The 22,384-nt window shown below is 35.4% G+C and carries 25 protein-coding genes; 12 read left to right on the top strand and 13 right to left on the bottom strand.

What is annotated here, in order from left to right; translation table 11 throughout:
* Nucleotides 1–138 precede the first annotated feature (138 nt).
* The 6 genes from hemB to def form a co-directional block, all read right to left on the bottom strand.
* Nucleotides 139–1,134 carry a porphobilinogen synthase gene (gene hemB, locus ABWU40_RS01750; protein WP_015588802.1) on the bottom strand — a complete coding sequence of 332 codons (996 nt, stop codon included), beginning with the start codon at nt 1,132–1,134 and terminating at the stop codon, nt 139–141.
* The gene (gene nuoH / locus ABWU40_RS01745) at nt 1,127–2,152 is read right to left on the bottom strand and encodes an NADH-quinone oxidoreductase subunit NuoH (RefSeq protein WP_015588803.1); all 1,026 of its coding nucleotides are present in this window, start codon (nt 2,150–2,152) and stop codon (nt 1,127–1,129) included. Before nuoH ends, hemB begins: the two co-directional genes overlap by 8 nt.
* Nucleotides 2,136–4,184, bottom strand: a complete 2,049-nt coding sequence (nuoG, locus tag ABWU40_RS01740; RefSeq protein WP_141456792.1) for an NADH-quinone oxidoreductase subunit NuoG — start codon at nt 4,182–4,184, stop codon at nt 2,136–2,138. Before nuoG ends, nuoH begins: the two co-directional genes overlap by 17 nt.
* A 5-nt stretch (nt 4,185–4,189) precedes the next feature.
* On the bottom strand, nt 4,190–4,402 hold the full coding sequence (locus ABWU40_RS01735; protein WP_006279675.1) for a hypothetical protein: 213 nt from the start codon (nt 4,400–4,402) through the stop codon (nt 4,190–4,192).
* A gap of 941 nt (nt 4,403–5,343) precedes the next feature.
* The gene (locus tag ABWU40_RS01730) at nt 5,344–6,165 is read right to left on the bottom strand and encodes a uracil-DNA glycosylase family protein (protein ID WP_015588805.1); all 822 of its coding nucleotides are present in this window, start codon (nt 6,163–6,165) and stop codon (nt 5,344–5,346) included.
* Complete coding sequence (gene def / locus ABWU40_RS01725) at nt 6,155–6,694, bottom strand: peptide deformylase (RefSeq protein ID WP_353279264.1); 540 nt, start codon at nt 6,692–6,694, stop codon at nt 6,155–6,157. The genes ABWU40_RS01730 and def overlap by 11 nt, the downstream gene beginning before the upstream one ends.
* 138 nt (nt 6,695–6,832) lie before the next feature.
* Between def and ftsA the strand changes: the two genes are divergently transcribed.
* The 3 genes from ftsA to map all read left to right on the top strand — a co-directional run bounded on the left by ftsA (nt 6,833) and on the right by map (nt 9,446).
* Nucleotides 6,833–8,071, top strand: coding sequence for a cell division protein FtsA (gene ftsA / locus ABWU40_RS01720; protein WP_015588807.1), 1,239 nt, complete (start codon nt 6,833–6,835; stop codon nt 8,069–8,071).
* Between the two features lie 41 nt (nt 8,072–8,112).
* A complete protein-coding gene (locus ABWU40_RS01715) occupies nt 8,113–8,514 on the top strand; it encodes a nucleoside triphosphate pyrophosphohydrolase (protein WP_015588808.1) in 402 nt (133 codons plus the stop codon).
* Nucleotides 8,515–8,663: 149 nt separating this feature from the next.
* The gene (gene map, locus ABWU40_RS01710; RefSeq protein WP_141456790.1) at nt 8,664–9,446 is read left to right on the top strand and encodes a type I methionyl aminopeptidase; all 783 of its coding nucleotides are present in this window, start codon (nt 8,664–8,666) and stop codon (nt 9,444–9,446) included.
* A 27-nt stretch (nt 9,447–9,473) separates the two neighbouring features.
* Here map and ABWU40_RS01705 read toward each other — a convergent pair whose 3' ends face one another.
* Complete coding sequence (locus tag ABWU40_RS01705; protein WP_353279262.1) at nt 9,474–10,721, bottom strand: MFS transporter; 1,248 nt, start codon at nt 10,719–10,721, stop codon at nt 9,474–9,476.
* Nucleotides 10,722–10,941: 220 nt separating this feature from the next.
* Between ABWU40_RS01705 and rsmH the strand changes: the two genes are divergently transcribed.
* A complete protein-coding gene (gene rsmH / locus ABWU40_RS01700; protein ID WP_015588811.1) occupies nt 10,942–11,823 on the top strand; it encodes a 16S rRNA (cytosine(1402)-N(4))-methyltransferase RsmH in 882 nt (293 codons plus the stop codon).
* Complete coding sequence (locus ABWU40_RS01695) at nt 11,820–12,131, top strand: hypothetical protein (protein ID WP_010962410.1); 312 nt, start codon at nt 11,820–11,822, stop codon at nt 12,129–12,131. Before rsmH ends, ABWU40_RS01695 begins: the two co-directional genes overlap by 4 nt.
* A gap of 636 nt (nt 12,132–12,767) precedes the next feature.
* On the opposite strand, the gene ABWU40_RS01690 is transcribed toward ABWU40_RS01695, so the two are convergent.
* A complete protein-coding gene (locus ABWU40_RS01690; protein ID WP_141456789.1) occupies nt 12,768–13,067 on the bottom strand; it encodes an NADH dehydrogenase ubiquinone Fe-S protein 4 in 300 nt (99 codons plus the stop codon).
* Nucleotides 13,068–13,212: 145 nt separating this feature from the next.
* Between ABWU40_RS01690 and ABWU40_RS01685 the strand changes: the two genes are divergently transcribed.
* On the top strand, nt 13,213–13,824 hold the full coding sequence (locus tag ABWU40_RS01685; protein WP_010962412.1) for a 50S ribosomal protein L25/general stress protein Ctc: 612 nt from the start codon (nt 13,213–13,215) through the stop codon (nt 13,822–13,824).
* A complete protein-coding gene (gene pth / locus ABWU40_RS01680; RefSeq protein WP_015588814.1) occupies nt 13,824–14,372 on the top strand; it encodes an aminoacyl-tRNA hydrolase in 549 nt (182 codons plus the stop codon). The genes ABWU40_RS01685 and pth overlap by 1 nt, the downstream gene beginning before the upstream one ends.
* 2 nt (nt 14,373–14,374) lie before the next feature.
* Here the strand turns inward: pth and ABWU40_RS01675 are convergent, their stop codons facing one another.
* On the bottom strand, nt 14,375–15,337 hold the full coding sequence (locus ABWU40_RS01675) for an IS481-like element ISWpi4 family transposase (RefSeq protein ID WP_015588815.1): 963 nt from the start codon (nt 15,335–15,337) through the stop codon (nt 14,375–14,377).
* A 443-nt stretch (nt 15,338–15,780) separates the two neighbouring features.
* Complete coding sequence (ubiH, locus tag ABWU40_RS01670) at nt 15,781–16,929, bottom strand: 2-octaprenyl-6-methoxyphenyl hydroxylase (RefSeq protein ID WP_141456788.1); 1,149 nt, start codon at nt 16,927–16,929, stop codon at nt 15,781–15,783.
* 366 nt (nt 16,930–17,295) lie between these two features.
* On the opposite strand from ubiH, the gene ABWU40_RS01665 reads away from it, so the two are divergent.
* Nucleotides 17,296–18,252 (top strand): Rpn family recombination-promoting nuclease/putative transposase, encoded by a 957-nt coding sequence (locus ABWU40_RS01665; RefSeq protein WP_353279259.1) that lies wholly within the window; start codon nt 17,296–17,298, stop codon nt 18,250–18,252.
* On the opposite strand, the gene ABWU40_RS01660 is transcribed toward ABWU40_RS01665, so the two are convergent.
* Complete coding sequence (locus ABWU40_RS01660; RefSeq protein ID WP_015588818.1) at nt 18,253–19,293, bottom strand: Mrp/NBP35 family ATP-binding protein; 1,041 nt, start codon at nt 19,291–19,293, stop codon at nt 18,253–18,255. It lies immediately after the preceding gene.
* Between the two features lie 7 nt (nt 19,294–19,300).
* Nucleotides 19,301–19,711 (bottom strand): hypothetical protein, encoded by a 411-nt coding sequence (locus ABWU40_RS01655; RefSeq protein WP_174517022.1) that lies wholly within the window; start codon nt 19,709–19,711, stop codon nt 19,301–19,303.
* Between the two features lie 466 nt (nt 19,712–20,177).
* Here ABWU40_RS01655 and ABWU40_RS01650 point away from each other — a divergent pair, with 466 nt between their 5' ends.
* The 4 genes from ABWU40_RS01650 to ABWU40_RS01635 are packed head-to-tail and all read left to right on the top strand — an operon-like array spanning nt 20,178 to nt 21,221.
* Nucleotides 20,178–20,480: a transposase gene (locus tag ABWU40_RS01650; RefSeq protein WP_081818090.1), complete on the top strand. Its 303-nt coding sequence runs from the start codon at nt 20,178–20,180 to the stop codon at nt 20,478–20,480.
* Nucleotides 20,465–20,899, top strand: a complete 435-nt coding sequence (locus ABWU40_RS06290) for an IS3 family transposase (protein WP_320157096.1) — start codon at nt 20,465–20,467, stop codon at nt 20,897–20,899. Before ABWU40_RS01650 ends, ABWU40_RS06290 begins: the two co-directional genes overlap by 16 nt.
* Before the next feature lie 3 nt (nt 20,900–20,902).
* Entirely contained in the window at nt 20,903–21,064 is a 162-nt protein-coding gene (locus ABWU40_RS06285) for a DDE-type integrase/transposase/recombinase (protein ID WP_010082071.1), read from the top strand.
* Nucleotides 21,057–21,221, top strand: a complete 165-nt coding sequence (locus ABWU40_RS01635; protein ID WP_010082072.1) for an IS3 family transposase — start codon at nt 21,057–21,059, stop codon at nt 21,219–21,221. The genes ABWU40_RS06285 and ABWU40_RS01635 overlap by 8 nt, the downstream gene beginning before the upstream one ends.
* Nucleotides 21,222–21,739: 518 nt before the next feature.
* On the opposite strand, the gene ABWU40_RS01630 is transcribed toward ABWU40_RS01635, so the two are convergent.
* Nucleotides 21,740–22,345 carry a hypothetical protein gene (locus tag ABWU40_RS01630; protein ID WP_353279257.1) on the bottom strand — a complete coding sequence of 202 codons (606 nt, stop codon included), beginning with the start codon at nt 22,343–22,345 and terminating at the stop codon, nt 21,740–21,742.
* Nucleotides 22,346–22,384: the final 39 nt, after the last annotated feature.

Here is a 22,384-nt window from a genome sequence, read left to right as displayed (position 1 = left end):
TAACACTTGGTTTATATTATTTATAATACTGTATTGTAATAGACTTATCAATAGCTTAAAACATGTATTGGAAGATTTTAGGTAATATGCAGCAACAGTAGAAGAACGTGCGCCAAAAATTTAATAATTTTATAGGGCTTATGCACTTAAATTTTTTGCAATATCAAGTGCAGCGTAAGTGAATATTGCACTTGCACCCGCACGTTTGAAACCAATCAAAGATTCATAAATCACCTTGTCATAATCTAGCCAGCCATTATTTGCAGCAGCTTTTATCATTGCGTACTCACCGCTTACTTGGTAAGCAAAAATCGGAAAATTAAACTTATCACTTGCTGTTTTGATAATATCCAAATATGGCATACCTGGTTTAATCATAATAAAATCTGCACCTTCATTTATATCCATTTCAATTTCGCACATTGCTTCGCGCGCATTTTTATAATCCATTTGATAACCACTTTTGTCTATAGAATGTGATAGCCCACATGAACCAACGACTTGCCTGAATGGAGCATAGAAGCTAGAGCAGTATTTTACTGCATAAGATAATATTAATACGTCTTGAAAATTGTTATCATCTAATGATTTTCTGATTCTTCCTATTCTACCATCCATCATATCAGAAGGAGCAACTACATCACATCCTGATGCTGCTAAAGCAAGTGCTTGCTTACATAATATCGACACGGTTTCATCGTTTTCTACATCCATCTGATTATCTTTTAAAATGCCGTCATGGCCGTGAATAGTGTATGGATCCAATGCAATGTCTGCAATAATACCAATTTCAGGTACCTTTAATTTTACAGCACAAATTGCTCTGCAGATTAAGTTGTCAGAATTATATGCTTCCTCAGCGTTTTCAGATTTTAGTTTACTATCAACTACAGGAAAAATTGCAACAGCATTAATTCCTAAATCTTTAGCTTCCTTAACTATAGACACTAATCCATCTATTGAATAACACTTTACATCTGGTAAGCCAGAAATTGGTTCAGTTGTTTCTTCTCTGTCATGAACAAACAGAGGAAGAACCAGATCGTTTACTGATAAACTATTTTCACTTGTTAAATTGCGAACCCATTTGCTCGAGCGCCTGCGTCTTAATCTTGTATTTGGGAAATTAAACATTGGATCCAGGCAAATTCCCAGTAAAGAGCAACACCCCTGAAATGAGTATTACCCAAAGCACCGATATTGGTAGAAATACTTTCCAACCAAGGCGCATTAGCTGATCATATCGATAACGAGGTATTGTTGCTCTAATCCAAATAAATACGAATAAAAGTATAATTATCTTCAAAACGAACCAAATTAAACCTGGAATTTTATAAAGCAAACCAAGTTCTAACGGAGGATACCATCCTCCTAGAAAGAATATCGTCATCATAGCACTTGCTAGAATCATATTTGCATATTCTCCAAGAAAAAAGAGGGCAAAAGGCATGGATGAATATTCAACGTTATATCCAGAGACTAGCTCTGCTTCAGCTTCTGGTAAATCAAATGGGTGACGATTAGTTTCTGCAAGCAAAGAAATAAAAAATATTATTCCTATAGGCATTAGTAGTAAATCAACCCAAAATGGCATATTGTGTTTCGCTACCACCATCTCTCCAAGATTTAATGTTCCAGTGGTAATAACGACTGCAGCAACTATTAAGCCTATTGAAACCTCATATGAAATCATCTGAGCAGCCGACCGTATAGCACCAAGAAATGCATAATTAGAATTGCTTGACCAGCCTGCAATAATTACGCCGTATACTCCCAGCGACGATATAGCTAGCACGTAAAGCACTCCAACATTAATATTTGCTATAACCTTAGGAATAACTACTTGCTGGCCATTTTCTACAATTACTTCAGCACCAAACGGTATAACTGCCCAGGCAATTAATGCCAAGATAAAGGTAAGCATTGGAGCCATAATGAACAGTATGGTGCTCGCTCTAAATGGTATTATCGGCTCTTTAATCAGTAGCTTAATAGCATCTGCAAATGGCTGCAATAGCCCAAAAGGTCCAACTACACTCGGGCCGTGCCTCAGTTGAATTGCAGCAAGGACCTTACGCTCAAAGTATGTCAAATATGCAACTGAAAGTAGTAGCGGTACTAAAATAAATAAAATATTAACTAGCGTGTTCATAAAAAGCTTTAGTACAATCTGCCATTATTTTTGAAGCGCGACTTATTGAATCCGTCATATAAAAATTACACTCCTTTAAAGTAAAAGGTGTATTACTTAAATTTATTTTACCATTGCTGATTGGTACCCATGTGTTTTTTATCACTTGATCAGCATTTCTAAACTGTGGACCGATAGTATCTAATTTTTTTCTCACGTCAAATAAACTATCATATGGTAAGGAGAGATCCAAATATTGCGAGAGATTTTTAATAATTAACCAGTCCTCCTTTGCTTCACCTGGAGGAAATACAGCTAAATTTGTTCTTTGCACTCGACCTTCAGTGTTTACATAAGTTGCATATTTTTCTGTATATGCAGCACCAGGCAAGATAACATCTGCCACATGTGCACCCTTATCACCGTGATGACCTTGATAAATTACAAATGTGTTTTCTAACTTTGATGTGTCAATTTCATCTGCACCAAGAAGATAAACAACTTCTATTTCACCACTTTCTGCATGTTCCAATATTTGATTAATATCCCTTTCGCCTTTTTTAGGAACAAACCCAATATCTAGCCCACCAACTCTTGCTGCAGCTTTATGCAGCATATTAAAGCCATTCCAGTCATCTCTGACCATGTTAAATTTTTCTGCAATTTTGCCAGCTAGAACTAGAACTGATTCAGAATCGTCTCTTACTAATGCATCTTGACCGATAATCAGCATAGGGCTCTGAGCAGCACTCAGCAACTTACAGAACTTATGATTTCCATTTGCTATTTCACTCAAAATATCAGGATTATCGCCCAATTTCTCAACATGATACAAATATTCAATGTTAGGACCAACACTTGCAACAGGAAAGTTGCCCTGTAAATATCTCTTTCTCAATCTTACGTTAATGATCGGTGCTTCTATCCTTGGGTTTGTATTTATAAGCAGACACAAATCCGCATTCTCTATACCTTCAATAGTGGTATTGAACACATACGATCCACGATTATTTGGTATAAGTTTTGCACCATCCTGCCTGCAATCTATATTTCCCGAGCCGAGCTTCTGCATCATTTCTTTAAGTAGAAGCATAGACTCACAATCTGCTAAATCACCTGCAATTGCAGCTATTTTATTTGATTTTGTATTCTTTAATTTCTTTGCAGCAACAGTTAATGCCTCATTCCAATCAACTGGGGCTAATTTACCATCTTTTTTTATATAAGGTCGATCAAGACGCTGAACTTTTAGTCCATCATAGGCAAAGCGGGTTTTATCTGATATCCATTCTTCATTTACCTCTTCGCTCAGCCTTGGTAATATCCTCATAACCTCCGGGCCACGATAACCAACTCTAATTGCGCTACCCACAGCATCTAGCACATCTATAGTCTCACAATGTGATAGCTCCCATGGACGCGCTGTAAAGGAGTAAGGCTTTGAAGTTAAAGCTCCTACCGGGCAGAGATCTATGATATTTCCAGATAATTCAGAACTAATATGCCTTTTTATGTAAGTGCTAATCTCTACATTTTCTCCCCTTCCGATTCCTCCAAGTTCATTTGTACCTGCAACATCAGACAAAAATCTAACACACCGAGTGCAATGAATGCATCGATTCATCGCAGTCTCAATCAGTGGTCCGAAGTGTTTTTTTGGCACAGCCCTCTTATGCTCATCAAGTCTGCTGGTTCCTTTCCCATAAGCCATCGTGATATCTTGCAAATCGCATTCACCACCCTGATCGCAAATTGGGCAATCAAGCGGGTGGTTAATTAGCAAAAACTCAAGCACACCTTCACGTGCTTTTTTAACCTTAGGGGTATCAGTGTGAATAACCATCCCTTCTGCAACTGGCATTGCACAAGAGGCTACTGGTTTTGGAGGTCCACCCTCCACTTCAACCAAACACATTCTGCAGTTACCAGCAATTGCTAAACGCTCATGATAACAAAAACGTGGAATTTCAACGCCCACGACTTCACAAGCTTGAATTATAGTGAGCCCATGCTCTACTTCACATTCCTTAGAATTAATAGTAACTTTAACCACAACTATTATACAGCTTCCCACTTTATAGGATTGCCGCTTACCTCATCTTCAACCAGATTGCCGTTGTCATATTGAGCAGACATATAATTCATGCGCGAATCACGATCTATATATCTAACAGGTTTTACCGGTTTATCTTTATACATTTTTTGCTCAGCTTTCTTACGCTGAGTAGGGTTATTTTTACTAGCTGTCTTTGCTTTCCCACCTGCTGCCATATAAACTCCTAAAAACTTTTCATTCTATTTTAACACTTAAGTATATAGCGTCAATATTTAATAACTTTAAAATTTCAATAGATCTCTTATTATAATCATTTTACAATCATTGTTTAAATAAAAAGTTACCCCTTGATGCCATTCCAGCGCATGACGCACAGCTGTACGAACATTGCAATTTGCAGGCAATTTGCGTGGCAGATTCAAGTAGCTGACACTGGTTCCCATCCAAGACAGCAGTAGCCCTTTCGGTGTTATTTCAGTGCTTGACACTGAAATCCAGGTTTTGATTGGATACTGAGTTGGTAAGCATAAAAGTGTAGCTAACGCGAGCTCTACGTCATACCGCGATTTATTCGCGGTATCTCAAAGCATAGATCCCGCTAACACGTAGCGGGATGACGATTGTCGTTTAGCTACAAACATTAAGAAATTTACCAAACGAAAAAAAAGGCAAAAGAAGCCCTGGGGTTATTATCCGCTTTAAAATATTGGCGTTTTTTATGTTTTAAACGCTTGACAAGCAAGATTAAGCTGCTTTTAATTGCAACTAACTTACGCTGCAAATGTTTAAGAAATTTACTAAGCAGAAAAAAAGACAAAGAATCCCCGAGTTAGCTAGTCTTTTACTATCTCTGTCGAGTATTGGCATTTTTTGATGTCTTGTAACGCTTTATAAGCGCGTTCAGCTTATTTAGATAAAAACCTAGATGTAGATGAAGTTTTGTAAAGACATACAGTATCTATATACTGCAAAAAATTGAACATAAGACGCCGATACATTAAGTAATCCTTACCTTTTAATCTGCAGATTGGCGAAAGCAAATACAATAGCTTCAGTTTCATGATAAGGGGGCTGGCGGAGTTTGTCAAGGAAGTTTTTTCGTTTCTAACGATTGTTAACATGCTGCAAAAAACTATGCAAGAGGTCTACCACTTTATTAGGTATTTGTGCAGTTATTGGTGTTATCAAGATACTCCCTAATCTTCTTCAAGTCCTCCCAGGCTAAACGTTTTTGTGCCGGTTGGCGAAGTAGGTAAGCTGGATGAAATATAGCGGCTGTGGTGATTGAATTGGACAAATATTGGTTAGTGTACGTATGAAATCTGCCACGCAAATTCGATATAGTTTTTGTGCTGTCAAGAAGGCTATAACATGCGATTCCCCCGACCAAAATTAAAATTTGTGGTGAAACTAGTGCAACGTGTTTTTCGACAAATGGTCTGCACATATCAAGCTCTAGGTCGGTTGGCTTTCTATTGCCAGGTGGGCGCCAAAATACGGTATTGCTTATATAAACTTTGGTGCGATCAAGATTGATTGCATTTAACATTTTATCGAGCAACATTCCACTTGCACCACAAAATGGTATGCCTTGAAGGTCTTCATTTGCTCCTGGAGCTTCACCAACGAGCATAATTTTTGCATTTGGATTACCATCGGAAAAGACAGTATTAGTTGCAGTTTTTTTTATCTCACAACCTTCAAATGACTTTACTGCACTTCTTAATTCATCCACACTACCACATTTACCTGCAAGTTTCCTTGCTTCAATTATCCAATCACTTGGAAACATGTCTTTTCCATCTTTAGTGTCACCCCAGCGCGTATCTGCATCTTTCTTCTGGGTCCCAGTTTGGATAACAGAGGGTTGCACACTCTCTTTGCTCTCCAATTTTTTTTCCTCTTCACCCTCCATTAGTGTGCAATCAACGCCCACTTCATGGTAAAATTTTAATAATTCTAGGTCTTTATTGCTCATATTGCTTTTTAATCTTTTGTGCTTTTGTCATCGCCATATCATACTTTAATTTAGATAAATGTCTAATATATAATATGCCGTTTAAGTGATCTAATTCATGCTGAATACACCTTGCAAGCCAACCACTAGCTTTTAGTGTTTGTTCTTCATTATCTAAGTCTTTATATTTCACAGTTAGATACTTTGGACGCTTAATTTCATGACTTTGCTCTGGAATTGAAAGGCATCCTTCCTTGAGAATTACTTGTTCATCGGATAATTCTGTAATCTCAGGATTAATCATGTAAAATTTGCCAGTTGAGCCATATCCTGCTGGCTCATTTTCAATTGTTTCTAGCTGAATATCCATAACAAAAATTCTCTTTAACACTCCAACTTGCACTGCAGCAAGGCCAAGACCTTCTGCATCATACATAGTTTCGAACATGTCGTTTACTAATTCTTTAATTTTATCGTTTATATCTGTTACTTCACTGGCACGTGTGATTAGTCTTTCATCAGGGACAATTACAATTGGTAATATGGACATAAAAATTATCATTCTATGTTTTACTTTTCCTTTTGTCCAGAATTTAGTGTATATTAAAATGTTGCTATATCTATAATAGAAATATAAATTATTAAAGAAAGCTACAATTTAAATGAAATTGCGTAATAAGGTTAACTAATGTACTCTGCAGTAATAGCAAAACCAAAGAGAAATGTTTTTGCTGTTTTAGACATAGGTACAACAAAAATTATCTGTCTAATCGTTAAGATAAATGGCAACTTCAGCTATAAAGTAACAGGAACGGGTTATAAGATTGCAGAAGGTGTAAACGGTGGATCAATAACTAATGTAAAACACGCAAATTACTCCATCTCATCAACTATAGGTTTAGCTGAACAAGTATCAGAAGAAACCATAGATCAGATATATGTGAACATTGCTGGATGTGGCATCTCATCTTTCAATGTACATAATGAAATTATTGCAGCTAACCATGAGATTTCTGAGCGTGATATAAGACGTTTAGTTTTTCAAACATTTGAGAAATATATTGAAGACAATGTTATCATTCACAATATACCACTAAAATATCACTTAGATGACATGACTGACATAAAAGAAGTTGGTGGATTGTACGGAAAAAGACTATCTGCTGATGTTAATGTTGTCACTGCTTCGCGTCCAGCGCTTACCAATATTGAAAACTGTATTACCAATAATGGTGGATTAAATATGGCAGGTTGTATTGCTTCTGCATATTCTGCAGGTCTTGCGTGTCTCAGTGAAGATGAAAAAGAGCTCGGGACTGCTATTGTTGATATAGGCGGTGGGTGCACTGCAATTGGAATTTTCAAAAGAGGGAAACTTGTGTATGCAAGCAGCGTTCCAATTGGTGGCGTTCATATCACTCGAGATATTGCTTACGGGCTATGCACAAGCATAGAACGTGCAGAGTATATAAAAATACTGTATGGTAGCACTATCGTAACTTCAATAGATGAGAACGAATATATTACAGTCCAAAATAGTGAAAATGATGAACCTACTCAAGTATTCAAATCTGAGCTTATTAACATCATAAGACCAAGAGTTGAAGAAATACTTGAAATGGTAAGAGAGCAATTTCAAGAGCAGAAAGATCCAATTAATAAAGTAGTGATCACAGGTGGAACTAGTCAACTTACAAGCATGAAGGAAATTGCAGGCTATATATTCAATAAACAAGTTCGAATTGGGTCCCCTGAATCTCTCAGTGGCCTTGATGGCGAATATGATAAAAATCCTGTATTTTCTGCTGCTATAGGTTCTATAAAGCTAATAGTTGACACTTTTTATAAAAATAACTCTGGTATGTTAGGACAAGATGGTAAAATGAGTAAATTGTATAATTGGGTTAAATCAAAAGTTACAGTTTAATTTTACTGAATGAAATTCTTATATCTATCAAAGGAAACATTATGAATAAAAAACATTGTTTCAAAATTAATAAATTGGTTCGTGATCATACAACTGAAATTATACGTTCCCATGGAATTATTGTTTATGAGAGGGTGATGGAAAAAGATGAATACATTGAACGTCTCAAAGATAAACTTTTAGAAGAAGCAAAGGAAGTTATTGCCTCTAAAACTCCAGATGAAAATCTTGAAGAGTTAGCCGATTTACTTGAGGTCATACATGCATTAGGCAAAGAAAGTGGACTATCAATAGAACAAATTGAAGAAAAGCGTATCTCTAAAAAACAAGAGAGAGGTGGTTTTGAGAATCGTATCTATAATACTTACATTGAGGTGAATTCTAAGAGCATCGATTACTATCACAAAAAACCTTCAGATTATCCTGAGATAATAGTTGTATAGTTCAGATTATTAAATAGACTTCTTGCTTGACCACCTTTCATACAAATGACTTGACGCTAGGATCCATAGGGCTTATTTTCATAATACGCAAAGTTATTACATTTATGTACTGCAAGTAAGCGTACCAATTATAATAAGACATGGAAAATATGAACATAACTATACACTCACAAGAAGATTTTGAATTTATGCGCAAGGCTGGCAGGCTTGCTGCTGAAACTCTTGATTTCATTGCACCGTACGTAAAGGTAGGGGTGACAACTAATGAATTAAATGATCTATGCCATGACTTTATAATTAATGCAGGTGCAATTCCAGCACCACTAAACTATAGGGGGTATCCAAAATCAATTTGCACTTCAAAAAATGCAGTTGTGTGCCATGGTGTTCCCGATGATAAACCGCTTAAAGATGGAGATATTTTAAATATTGATGTCACGGTGATTTTAAATGGTTGGCATGGTGATACAAGTCGCATGTTTTGGGTTGGCAAACCATCAATCAAAGCAAAACGTTTATGTGATGCTACTTATAATGCGTTGATGGAAGCAATCAAACAAGTTAAGCCCGGCAATAAGTTAAATGAAATAGGGCTTGCTATAGAGAAATATATTAGAGATTTTGGATATTCTATCGTACGCAGCTACTGCGGACATGGTATAGGAAAAGTCTTTCATGCTCCACCAAATGTAGTGCATTTCTATGATCAAGATGAAGATCTTGTCTTAAAGGAAGGTATGTTTTTTACAATAGAGCCAATGATTAATGCTGGAAAACATGAGACTCTGCTCAGTAAACTCGATGACTGGACAGTAACAACACGCGATCTTTCACTTTCTGCTCAATTTGAGCATACACTTGGAGTGACAAAAGATGGTGCTGAAATATTCACATTATCACCTAAGAATTGGCATTTCCCACCTTATAATTAGATTTTTTTAAATTCTGCTATACTGCAACTATACTTGGTTTACTTTGGGTGATTTTGAAGAAAGCTTACCCTTAATTTGCGATATAGCAACTAGCCCAATTAATGCACAGAAAATCATGTAAAAACTAGCTGAAGTCTCTTGTCCTGTAACCTTGATAATTGTTGTGCATATAAATGGTGCAAGGCCGCCAAAAAATCCAGCAGCTATATTTCTTGATAAACCAAATCCACTGTACCGAACCTTTGTTGGAAATAATTCGCACATAAGTGCACTGACAGGACCAAGCGATGCAGCTATTGGAATTATAAAAAGAATGTGTGCCAGCAAGTAATTGCTACTACATAACATTGAAAAAACTGGATAACTCACTATTACAAAAGCTATAAATGCAAACTTCATAACTTTTTCTCTTCCTACCTTATCAGAAAGTATTGCAAACAATACTGTCAATCCTCCGAGCGCAATTTGACTCAGTATTTCCACTATATGATTAAAATGAGTATTTACTGTTAATATTTTATTCGTAAGCACATTGAAAAATACCAGATATATGTAAAGAGATGAGTTTTCAACTATATCAACCCCAACTGATATCAGAAAAGGTTTTTTATAGCTATTTAATAACTCTTTTAATGGCAATTTAGATGGATTTTTCTGTCTTTTATACTCTGGGCTTTCATCAAGTATATATCTCATATATATGCTAATTAATCCCATTGCTAAACTGAAAATGAAAGGTAATCTCCACCCCCAAGATTCAAAATCAGACACTTTTTTGCATATGAGTACCGCTATCAAGCTTAATACTGAACCAAAAATTGCGCTTAATACTTCAATGCTGCCAAAAAATCCTTTTTTGTTTTTAGGAGCATGTTCTATTAAAAATGGTGCATTTCCTGCTTCTCCTCCAAGAGATATACCCTGCAATAACCTTAAACAAACTACCAGCATTGATGCTAGTATTCCAATGCTTTGATAACCTGGAACAAAAGCAATTAATACGGTTGATAGAGTCATTAATATAATCGAGAGCAATAAGGCAACTCTTCTGCCATGCTTATCACCAATGTGACCAAATATAGCAGCACCGACTGGTCTCATTAAGAAACCCACTGCAAACACTCCAAAAGCTTTCAATACGCTGGTTAGTTGATCATCCGATGGAAAAAACACACTACCTATTATGTTTATTAAGTGGCCAAAAAGCATGTGGTCATACCACAATAAAGTGTTACAAATCAAACTTGAAAATATTACTTTTGTTATTTGCTGCATAATTTTCTATAGTTTGTTTAGTATTTAGTAATATACATTACTTTTTTTTATATAATAGAAAAATTTGAACATCATATTAATAATAGCATCTTATTAAATCTTAATATTTTTATATCATTGACTATATTCAAGTGTTTTTATATTATTGCCTATATACTTCCATATGTTTTAGTGGGAAGTTATTTTTATTTGTATGCACAGAGTCTCTTGATGGAGCACTATGACACACACTCCAGTTTTGTTAAAAGAGATGCTATCACTACTATCACCGCAGGATGATGGTATATATGTGGACGCCACATTTGGAGCTGGAGGGTATAGCAAAGCAATATTGGAGTCAGCTGATTGCAAAGTATATGCAATTGATAGAGATGAAACGGTAACTAAGTTTTATGATGATTTAAGCATTAGATATCCCGATAGAATAAAACTATTTATTGAGAAGTTTAGTAATGTTAAAAATTTATTAGATAGCAACAATATTGAAGGTATCGATGGAATAGTTTTTGACATCGGAGTTTCATCTATGCAGCTTGATAACGGAGATAGAGGGTTCTCATTTTTACATGATGGTCCACTCGATATGAGTATGGATAACTCTTCTTATATAAACGCTTCAACGTTTGTTAACGCTTTACGCGAAGAAGAAATCGCAAATACTATATATAACTACGGAGGCGAACGTCATTCTCGCAAAATCGCAAGAGCAATAGTAAATGCACGGAAGAAGAAAACTATCAAAACTACATTTGAGCTTGCGGATATTGTACGTTCTGTGGTGTTTCGTGGAAAAAGCAAAATTGATCCTGCAACCAGAACATTTCAGGCAATCAGAATATGGGTAAACGATGAGCTGGGAGAACTTGAAAAGGGCATTAAAGCTGCATCTGAGATTTTAAGTGAGAATGGCAAATTAATTGTCGTCACCTTTCATTCCTTAGAAGATCGTATAGTCAAAACTTTTTTTAAAGATTTATGTGCTACTGATTGCAAGACATTCTCTCTTCTAAATAAAAAAGTGATCGAAGCAAGTATAGAAGAAGTAAGTGCAAATCCGCGTTCACGCTCAGCAAAACTAAGAGCTATACAGAGGTTGTCATGAGAACTTTCTGCATCATCTCAATAGTTATGTTTTTTCTTAGCATTGTAGGACTATTTAAGGTAAAATTACATGTTCAGTCATTAAATAGAGAGCTAATAAAAATAAAAAGTGAAATTAATTTAGTGCAAAGTGATATGAAAGTTTTACAAGCAGAATGGAGCTATTTGAATAATCCAAAAAGGCTTGCAAGTCTTGTAAAGAAATACCTGAAAAATAACTCTTTAATACTGGCTAGCCAGGTTAAAAATCTTGACTCTTTAAATGGCCGCAGTGTGCTAGCACAACTTAAAATCCATGATCAACAGTGAGATTAAGTCTTATTTTTTACAGATGAGCACATCACAATAAAACTTACTTTGTATCCGTTCAGGATAGCGGCAAGGTAGTATAACCATAGAGTAAAAGTGAGTTTACAACAAATGGTGTCATCCCAGTGCTTGACACTGGGATCCAGCCTTTCCATAATCATCAAAAACATTGTATTTTAACGTAAAACAGCTATTTTTATGCTTACCAACTTAATAAAATTCCTGGATCCCAGTGGGCTTTGTTGCATCGCTAGCTATGATGGATTAAAGATAAAAAAGATAGTGAATATCAGTAGCTTATTATTCTGGTATTTATAACAAGAACGGTCAGTGAATACCTAAATTTGAGTAAAAGAAATTTCACTACCACTCACTAATCTGGCTAAAATTCAAGAATTTCAATGCTTTAGCTATTTTCAATAGAATTAAATTTATTAATATAAATAACAAATTACTATTCTTAAATTTGATCAGATTGATTGCAAAAAAACAAGATTTTCAATAGGTTGCTTATAATCCTAACTATAGTTAGCCTTTCATAAGTAGCGATGCAACAAAGCCATCCCAGTGTCTGGGCACTGGGATGACAAAGGAGAGCAGTGTCAGCTACTTGCATAACACCATTTGTTGTGCAACTTACTTTAGTATGAAATTGCTTGCGTAAGATTTTGGCAGCCTCTTAACATTTTTTGGCATTTCAATTATGTATTTAACGTTGCGTTTTTTTGCGTAGAATACTGCTTTTTCACGAGAATCAAACTTTAATACAATCTGTTTTTTTGGATCTTTTGAGCCAACCCACCCCATTAAAGGTTCAATGTAGTAAGAGCCAGATTCAATTTTCAGGTGCCAGAAATTTGTATTACCTAAACCAGATTGTGTTGCAGTTTTTGTTGGTTTATAAATCCTAAAAACTACTTTATCATCAATGCCCATAGTTCTTGTTAAATAAGCTTAAATATATATCTAAATAAATCCTTTCACAAACAATTAGTATGAAAGAATGAAGTTTGAAATAAATATTTTTATGTTATATTATTATTAAATTATATTAAAAGGATTAGCTGAATAGGAGTAACCGATGACGCAACAGGAAATAGTAACAATTAATGCAGAGTTACGTGATATAACAAAAACAAAAGCGATGCATTCTCTAAGGAAGAAAGGAAACATCCCTGGAATAATATATGGAAAGGGCCATGATAATGTAAATTTGACATTGTCTGCAAAGGAATTCACGAAGCAATATAAATCAGGTTCTCTTTCTGCACATTTGATAGAGCTGAATATTTCGGGCAAAAAGGAATATGCTCTTGTTCGCGATATCCAATTGCATGTAGTAAAGGATACTGTGCAACATGTTGATTTTCAATTTGTTGATAAAGGCAGTGAAATTAAAATAGACATACCTCTATCATTTGTGAATGAAAGTAAAGCCCCAGGGATCAAGTTAGGTGGAGTGCTTAATGTTTTGTGTCGTTCTATTGCTGTTAAATGCTCTCCTGATAAAATACCTCAGGTTATTGAAGTTGATTTATCCGGTAAAATGATTGGCCAGTCTATACATATTAATGATGTAAAATTACCAGAAGGTGTTAAGTTTGTAGCCCATGAAGAAGAAAATTTTACCATTGTTACAATTTCTGCTGCCGATAGTGACGTTGAAGAACCTCAAGCAGAAACAGAGGAATAGTGCACCTGATAGTTGGGCTTGGTAACCCTGGTAGTCAATATGAGTTAACTCATCATAATATCGGCTTCATCGTAGTTGATACAATTTGCAAATATTGGAATTTCCAGTCGTTCTCTAAAAAAGCCGATTATCTAATAACCTCTGGCATAATTAATGATAATAAAATCATGTTAATAAAGCCTTATTCATTTATGAATAATTCAGGCATCCCTGTTGCAAAAATACGAAATTTTTACAAATTATCGCTAGATAATATTGTTGTCATACACGATGACGCTGATTTGGAACTTGGAAGAATAAAAATAAAGAAAGGTGGTAGCTCTGCTGGACATAATGGACTTAAATCCATAGATAGTTTTATTGGCAACGATTATTGGCGCTTGAGATTTGGAGTGGGTAGACCTGAAGATCAAAGAAGCTTAGCAGATTATGTGTTATCAAAATTTTCAAATTTTGATAATGTTACTTCCTTAGTGGAAAAAATAGCAAAAAATATACACTTAATGCTGCAAGGAGATAATACAGCTTTTATCAATTTGATTGTATAATATTACGAAACACAGGGAGTGTATGGTCCCAGAGTGTGATGGTGTGGATTTAGTATGAACAATTCAGGAGATTTTGTCCACTGTAAAGATATAAACTCAAAAGGTGTAAGACCCTTAAGAGTTTTGAGTCTTTTAGCATAATTGTAGGCCATAACAAAGTCATAAAGATGCTCTTTGAGTTGCTGGTGAGACTGATAGTAATACTTCTTAACAGTGGCATTCTTTAAAGTTTTGTTCATACGCTCAACTTGCCCATTTGTCCAAGGATGGCTAACTTTTGTTAGACGGTGTTCAATGTCATTTTCTTCACAAGCTCTATCAAATATATGTTGAAAAGCGTATTTATGGCGTTTTTGGTTGGTAAATTGTACACTGTTATCTGTCAAAATAGTGTGGATTTTATATGGTAAAATTTTAATCAAATTACGTAGAAACTCAGCAGCTATAGGTTTTGTAGCACTTTTATACAACTCAACATACGTAAATTTGGATGTTCTATCTATTGCAACAAACAAATATAACTTTCCTTCTTCTGTTCTGACTTCTGCAATATCAATATGGAAATAGCCTATAGGATATTGTTTGAATTTCTTTTTTGGTTTAACTTCGCCATCAACATCTGGTAGTCTGCTAATGCTGTGCCTCTGTAAGCAACGATGTAGACTAGAGCGAGTCAAGTGTGGGATTGAGGTTTGCAAAGCGTAGAGACAATCATCTAATGGCAATAGAGTATGCTTACGAAATGCAACAATTACAGCCTCCTCTTCTAAAGTTAAAACAGTTGATCTTGCATGCTTCGGACCCATATCAGCGTCTTTGGCAAAAGACCGTTTTCTCCATTTAATGATAGTTTTTGGATTAAGGTTATAGTACCTGGAGAGTTTTGCTATGCTCTCTTTACTATTTTGTATTGCTCTACGAATTGTCTCTGTTGTTTTGGCGCACCCATGTAATATTTGTCCCATAATTCCTCCTTTGATGGTATTGTTTTCTCATATTTTATCATACCATCACACTCTGGGACCATACATCCCCCCCTCCCCCCCCTAATTCCTATATCAAACCTTTCTTTACTAGATTATATAGTCAATATAAAAAGCCATATAAAATTGCTTCCACTGCTGCCATGAGGAAATTGCTTATTCTTGCTAACTCTTTAGTCAGAGATGACAGGGTTTTTACTGAGGAATATAACTCTCTGTCTGTTTCTATCTAAGAGCCAGCATAGCTGTGGATAAGTACTTTTATCTGTATAAACGTGCTTATCCACAGCTACATCAATTTTTCTATTGACTTTTAACACAACTGCTGAACAGATACATTCGTCATCCCGCTACGTGTTAGCGGCCAAGATACCGCGGCGGTATGCCGTGGGAAACCTGACTTGCATTAGCTATAAAATAGTGATTTATATAAATCCCATAGCATGCCGAATGAAGCGTTTTTTGAGGAAATTTGAATTTTCAACTGCAATCAAGCCAAGATTTCTTAGTGCTTTAGCGCAGAATATTCTGTTGGAAAACATCCTATTTAATCCATCAGTTGCAAGCGCCATTGTAAAATTATCAAAGTATCTGTTACGTGAAATTTTCTTTAATAAATAACTACTGCCAACATCAATACCAGATGCTTTTGCGGCAACTACGTGCTTTATAATACTTTCTACATCTCTAATTCCAAGATTAAGCCCTTGACCTGCAACTGGATGAATTGAATGTGCTGCATCGCCGATAAGCAAAACTCTACCCTTATATAACTTTTTTGCAAAAGCAAAACTTAAAGGATAAAGTTTTCTTTCACCCTCTAATTTTATCTCTCCTAAATAAGAACCAAATCTTTTTTTAAGCTCTATAATAAATTCTTCTTCAGACAGATCCATTAGCATTTTTGAAATTTCAGATTTTTCTGTCCAAACTATCGAAGAAGTATAGCCACCCTTCATCGGTAGAATTGCAAATGGACCGCCAGGAAAAAAACGCTCTACAGCTAAGTTTTGGTGATGCAGTTTATGCTTTACATTAAATACTATGCTACTTTGTTTATAGTCAAATTTCACTGTCGGTATAGAAAATAACTCTGGTAATTTAGAGTTTTTGCCTTCAGCGCAGATAAGTAGCGATGATATTAATTCCTGGTTATTATCAAGAATAACTTCCACATATCCTGAATCATAAGCAATTGTTTTATAGGAATGTGGAGAGTATATATTTAGTTTATTCAGAAAATTATTGTTGATTGCATTCCATATAGCAGCATTGTTAATAACATAACCCATTGGTTCTTCACCAACCATTTTATGATTGTAATGCACAGTAACCGCATCTAATATGCATATATCAAGTATTGGCTCAGCTTCGCTTTCTATAAACTGCCAAATCCCTAATTTTTCCAATATTTTTTTCGAGCCTTGAGAAATAGCAAATGCTCGGTTGTCATCTACTACACGTGGCAAACTATTTTTTTCAATTACAGCTACAGACACAGAGTTACAACTGAGGCCAATTGCAGTAATAAGACCAAGTAACCCACCACCTGAAATGATTACATCATAATTCATTTTATTTACGCTAATTGTAAAATTATATTTTATCTATTTTGAAAATAGTTTAAACAAACTTTATAGACAAAGACCTATAGCTAACCCAAGAAAGGTTGTAACCAGACTGCATTCTGTGATTTTTAGCAAAACACGATCTTTCATTTGATCTTTCTTCAATTTAAAGTAAATACAGAAAATTGCTGCCTATAGCTAAACTGACTTAGATTTACCGACAACCGTCATCCCGCTGCTTGTTAGCGGGATCTAGAGATACCGCGGCGGTATGACGGTTCGCGGCGGCATAGCTATAGCTATCTTCAAAAATATGGTTGAATAATTGTTAATAATAGTGTATAATTATTAATATTTTTAAGCACTTTGGCTATGGCTTTATCTAAGTTTCTCGACCCTAAGCTGGATTTAACCTTTAAAAGAATCTTTGGCACTGAAAAAAATAAGAATATTCTCATACATTTTTTGAATGATATTTTAGGGTTTACTGAGATAAATACTATACAAGAAGTGGAATTCCTCAGTACTATAATGGATCCTGAAATTGCATCTGATAAACAAAGTATAGTTGATGTTCTTTGCAGGGATTCTAGTGGGGCCAGGTATGTGATTGAAATGCAGCTTACTCGCGATAAAGGCTTCGAAAAACGAGCTCAACTATATGCTGCTAAGGCTTACTCAAGGCAAGCTGATAAATCTGGTAAGTACATTGATTTAAAGAAGGTTTTCTTTATTGCTATCTCTAATTGTAATTTATTTCCTGATAAGCTTGATTATATATCCAGCCACACTATAAGAGATGAGAAAACCAATGAGCATGACTTAAAAGATTTTCAATTTGTATTTATTGAACTACCTAAATTTCCTAAGAATAAGGAAGAACAGCTAGAAAGCATAGTGGATCGTTGGTTATTTTTCTTCAAATATGCAGATGAAACTACGGAAGAAGACTTAAGGAAAATAGCAGAAAAAGCACCAATAATAAAGTTAGCCTACGATGAATTAGACAGGTTTAGCTGGAATGAAAAAGATTTAGTAGCTTATGAAGAAAGAATAATGGATCTACGGAAAGAAGAAGCCATTCTTGAATACAGACTTGACCTTGCTACTGAAAAAGGCATCCAAATTGGCGAAGAAAGAGGCATCAAAATCGGTAAAGAGGAAGGGAAAATTGAAGGAAAAATCGAAGGAAAAATCGAAGTCGCAAAAGCAATGCTGGCTAACAATGTTGATGTCAACACTATTGTCAAATTTACTGGCCTTTCTATTAGTGAGATTGAAGAATTAAGTGTGAACGGTTACCCCTACGTCATACCGCCGCGGCGCTAACTAGTAGCGGAATGACGGTTTTTCAAATTGTAGAGCCACTTTAGCTATAACATCTTTAGCAATACCTTCATAAATCCCTGCTAAATCTTCACTTAACATTAAAGGATTTCCACAATCAGAAGCATGGCATATTTGTGGATCTAGAGGAACTCTGCCTAGAAGTTTGATGCCCAGCTCCTCAGACATTTTTTTTGCACCGTCTTTTCCAAATATGTATATTTTTGAGCCGCTTTGAATGAAATAACTCATATTTTCTACAATGCCAATAACCGGTACGCTGAGCTTTGTAAACATATCATAAATTTTGCGAGCATCGATTAAAGAGAGCTCCTGTGGAGTTGAAACTATTATCGCCCCAGTTAAGTTAAAATTTTCCATAAGACTTAAATGCACATCGCCAGTTCCAGGTGGTGTATCAATTATCAAATACTCTATATCGGACCATTTTGTTCCCATTAGCAGACTATAAAGTGCTTTTGTAATCATAGGTCCGCGCCATATTGCTGCACGATCTTTATCGATAAAATAGCCAATTGAAATAGTATGCAGTCCATACTTTTCTATAGGCATTGCTTTACTATCCTGTATTTCTGGCTTTAATTTTTCAGCGCCAAGCATTTTAGGAATTGAAGGACCATATATATCTGCATCAACCAGCGCAACTTTGTGTTTTAACTTTGCTAATGAGAGAGCAAGATTTAGCGCAACTGTGGACTTGCCCACACCGCCTTTACCAGAGGCCACAACGATTATATTTTTCACTCCTTCGATATGTAATTTAGCTTTTTGTTGCCCAGTTTGTTTTTGACAAGTAGCAACCACGGTCACTTTTGTCACCCCCGGTATAGCTTTAACAGCTTGCTCACAATTTCTTCTTAATTCTTCATTTGCTTGCGTGTTACCGGCAACTTCAAGCACAAAACCAACATCTTGACCTTTAATAATAATTGAGGATATTATGCCAAGAGCGATCACATCTTTACCGCTTTTTTGCTCTATGACTTTTTTTAAGTTCTCTCTTACAATTTTTTCGTTGATCATTAGCCTTTTAGGTGATTTCTTCCTGAAGTCGTTTAATCTCAGCTTGAGGAAGGCCGGTTGTCTGAGAGATAATATCAATAGAGATGTCAGCCTTAAGTAGGTTTTTTGCTACTTCAATCTTTCCTTCAATCTTTCCCTCATCAAGTTTTTTAGCGAGGATGCCTTCTTCTTTCAGCAGATCCATTATTCTTTCTTCATATGCTACTAAATCTTTTTCATTCCAGCTAAACCTGTCTAATTCATCGTAGGCTAACTTTATTATTGGTGCTTTTTCTGCTATTTTCCTTAAGTCTTCTTCCGTAGTTTCATCTGCATATTGTTGTCTAAGTGAAGAAGGTCGCCCCTCCTCACTCGACTTCAAAACCGTACGTGAGACTTTGAGCCTCATACGGCTTCTCTCTAATTTGGTGCTTTTCATGCACACCTCCTGTGTAATTCATCGTGACAATGTCCATGTAACAAAGATAAGTTTGTGATCATATTGTTTCGTCTATTCTGGTCTTTGTGATGTATTTTTATTGTATCATCACTTTTAAACCATAGTCTACAATTATCGCATTTACTTTGGTGCAACCTCAATAATTTTATTACTCCTAGTGGCTTATCTGGTATTTTTCTCAGACGTTTACCCCAATATACCCAATCACCATCATATGGGGATCTGGTTTTTTGCACTTTGTTTAATAACATGATCGCTGTGTATAGTAAGACGTACCTTGTTACTTGTCATAAAGCGCCAGTTTTCGTTATTATACTTCTTAAAGTACTTTCTTTTTATCCAGCATTTCCCTTTGTTTGGGTGCCTAAAGACTGACCTTACCCAGAAAAAGTGGAGAGAAAGAAAGGAGTTTTTTCGGGTAAAATAAAATTTTGGAGGATTAGAAATGGTAAGAGAATATACAGCAGAATTCAAATTGGAAGCTGTTAAACTGGCAAATGAACAAAGAAAGGCAGGTCAAACAATTACAAAAATAGCAAAGGATTTAGGAATAAAGGGTGGTTTATTAGGAAAATGGATAAAGAAACACAACGAAAAAAAGTCGGCAGCAGATGCATTTCCAGGTAGAGGTAACATGGCTCCTTACGACAAAGAGAGGTTTGATTTACAAAGCAAGAGTAACAAGGGAAAGAGACATTTAAAAAAAAGCCCTGGCCAGTCAAAAAGAGTAAAATATTTTTTTATATAGTAACTGCTATAAAGTACAGGAATTATATAGGATTTTCTGCTAGTGGCTACTATAAGTGGACCACAAGAAAAATAAGCAGTAGAGAATCAGCAAATAAAGAGCTACTCGAAGCTATTCAAAAAATATATCAAGTTTCTAAATGTAGATATGGAGCTCCTAAAATTTATGCTGAATTGAAGGCTTTGGGTAAAAGTTGCAATTTGAAAACGGTGCAAAGTATTATGCAGAAAAATGACATCAGGGCTATACTGAGAAGAAAGTTTAAAATTAAAAAACAACAAACAGATAATAGAGCTGTAGCTCCCAATATACTAGATCAAAACTTTATTGTTGATCAACCAAATAAAGTATGGGATTACTTACATCAAAACCAAGGAGGGATGGCTATATTTGGCAGCAATAATTCTCACGTATGGTAGTTAATGAGTAGTGCAATAAATAAACAATTGGTTATGAACTCTTTATTAATGGCCATTAATAGGCGTAAACCTGTTAAAAATCTACTGCTGCACAGTGACCAAGGTTCACAATATACTGCGCAAGGGTATCAATATCTCTTAGCTGTAAAGAATATAGATGAGTAATAAAGGCTGTTGTTACGACAATTCTGTTGCAGAAAGCTTCTTTAGCTCATTGAAAAGAGAAATACTTATTGATACTTCACAACACTCTGCTCAACAAACTAGAACTGCAATATTTGAATACATAGAAATTTTTTATAACAAACAACGTCACTATTAACTATTGCATTCCAGAACAATTTGATGCATCATTCTTTTTGTAAAAAACATTCCACACTTTCTCTCCACTTTTTCTGGGTAAGGTCAATTGACAACTGTCCACTTTCTATTCCCATGGATTCATATTTTTTGCCTTGACCAAGAAAAAATTCAGCTATTGCCTTACTTTCTCTTGCAACAACTTCTTCCTTAACAATTTTTCCTTTCTCATCAACGATACTTATAAAAGTTTCTTTTAGTGAGATCGCTATAATATTCCATGAGACTGCTCCTACTAATAAAAGTTTAAATTATTTTTGAAGAACTTATTCTACTGAATTCGTTACTTCGTGCTAAAATAATGGACTCCATCATTCAACAGCAATTACAGTATGTTTACCCTTTTTCTTGTTATTTTTCTAATCTATAGTCAGCGTTCAAAACCATATTCGAAAAGTATCTCATATATTTCCAGATTTTTTTAATGCTGTTTATTTCATCCTCAACATTGCCTCTACCTTTATGAACTAAGTAGCAGCATTAAAAATTATAACGTATTCCTACTTCTAGAATCGCGTCCGGTATTTGTACTGGTGGTTTAAAGCCACTTAGTTGCCCGCCTGCGGTAATACCAACTGTACCAACTATCTGTGGAGCAATTTCATAATCAACACCGACCTTTAGTTTATAGGAAATAGAACCCAGTATTTTATCTACTACAGATGCCTTCTCTCCAGCAGCTTCAATATCTTTGCTTGCAGGTTCACTTGTACCACTGTTACCAAAGCCAAAAGGTATTACTTGTAGGTATCCTCCTGAACCTCCGCTGACATATAGCTTAACGGGATCAATATCAAGGTTAGGGTAATAACGGTAATTTGCTAATAAGCTAGCCCCCATTTTCTTTTCTTCTTTACCAAACATATCACTTATGTCAGTGAGAACCTCAAGTTCAAACTTAGAGTTTTTGTCATGATGATAACCAAAAACAACGCTAGGTTTTATTTTTAAGCCACCACCCCATCCAGCACCAAAGTTTAAACCTGCATAATACTGATCTTCTGACTTACTTGCACTATTATTAGCTGTACCTGCTAGAGATGAAGTGAGCAACACAGCTAAAGCACATAATCTTTTCATTTTCATATAACTCCTCATACAAAAAAATATATAATGCATAAGTAT

Source organism: Wolbachia endosymbiont (group A) of Cydia amplana, from assembly GCF_964028495.1.
Classification (GTDB): Bacteria; Pseudomonadota; Alphaproteobacteria; order Rickettsiales; family Anaplasmataceae; genus Wolbachia; species Wolbachia pipientis.
This window is presented reverse-complemented; position numbering and strand designations above follow the sequence as displayed.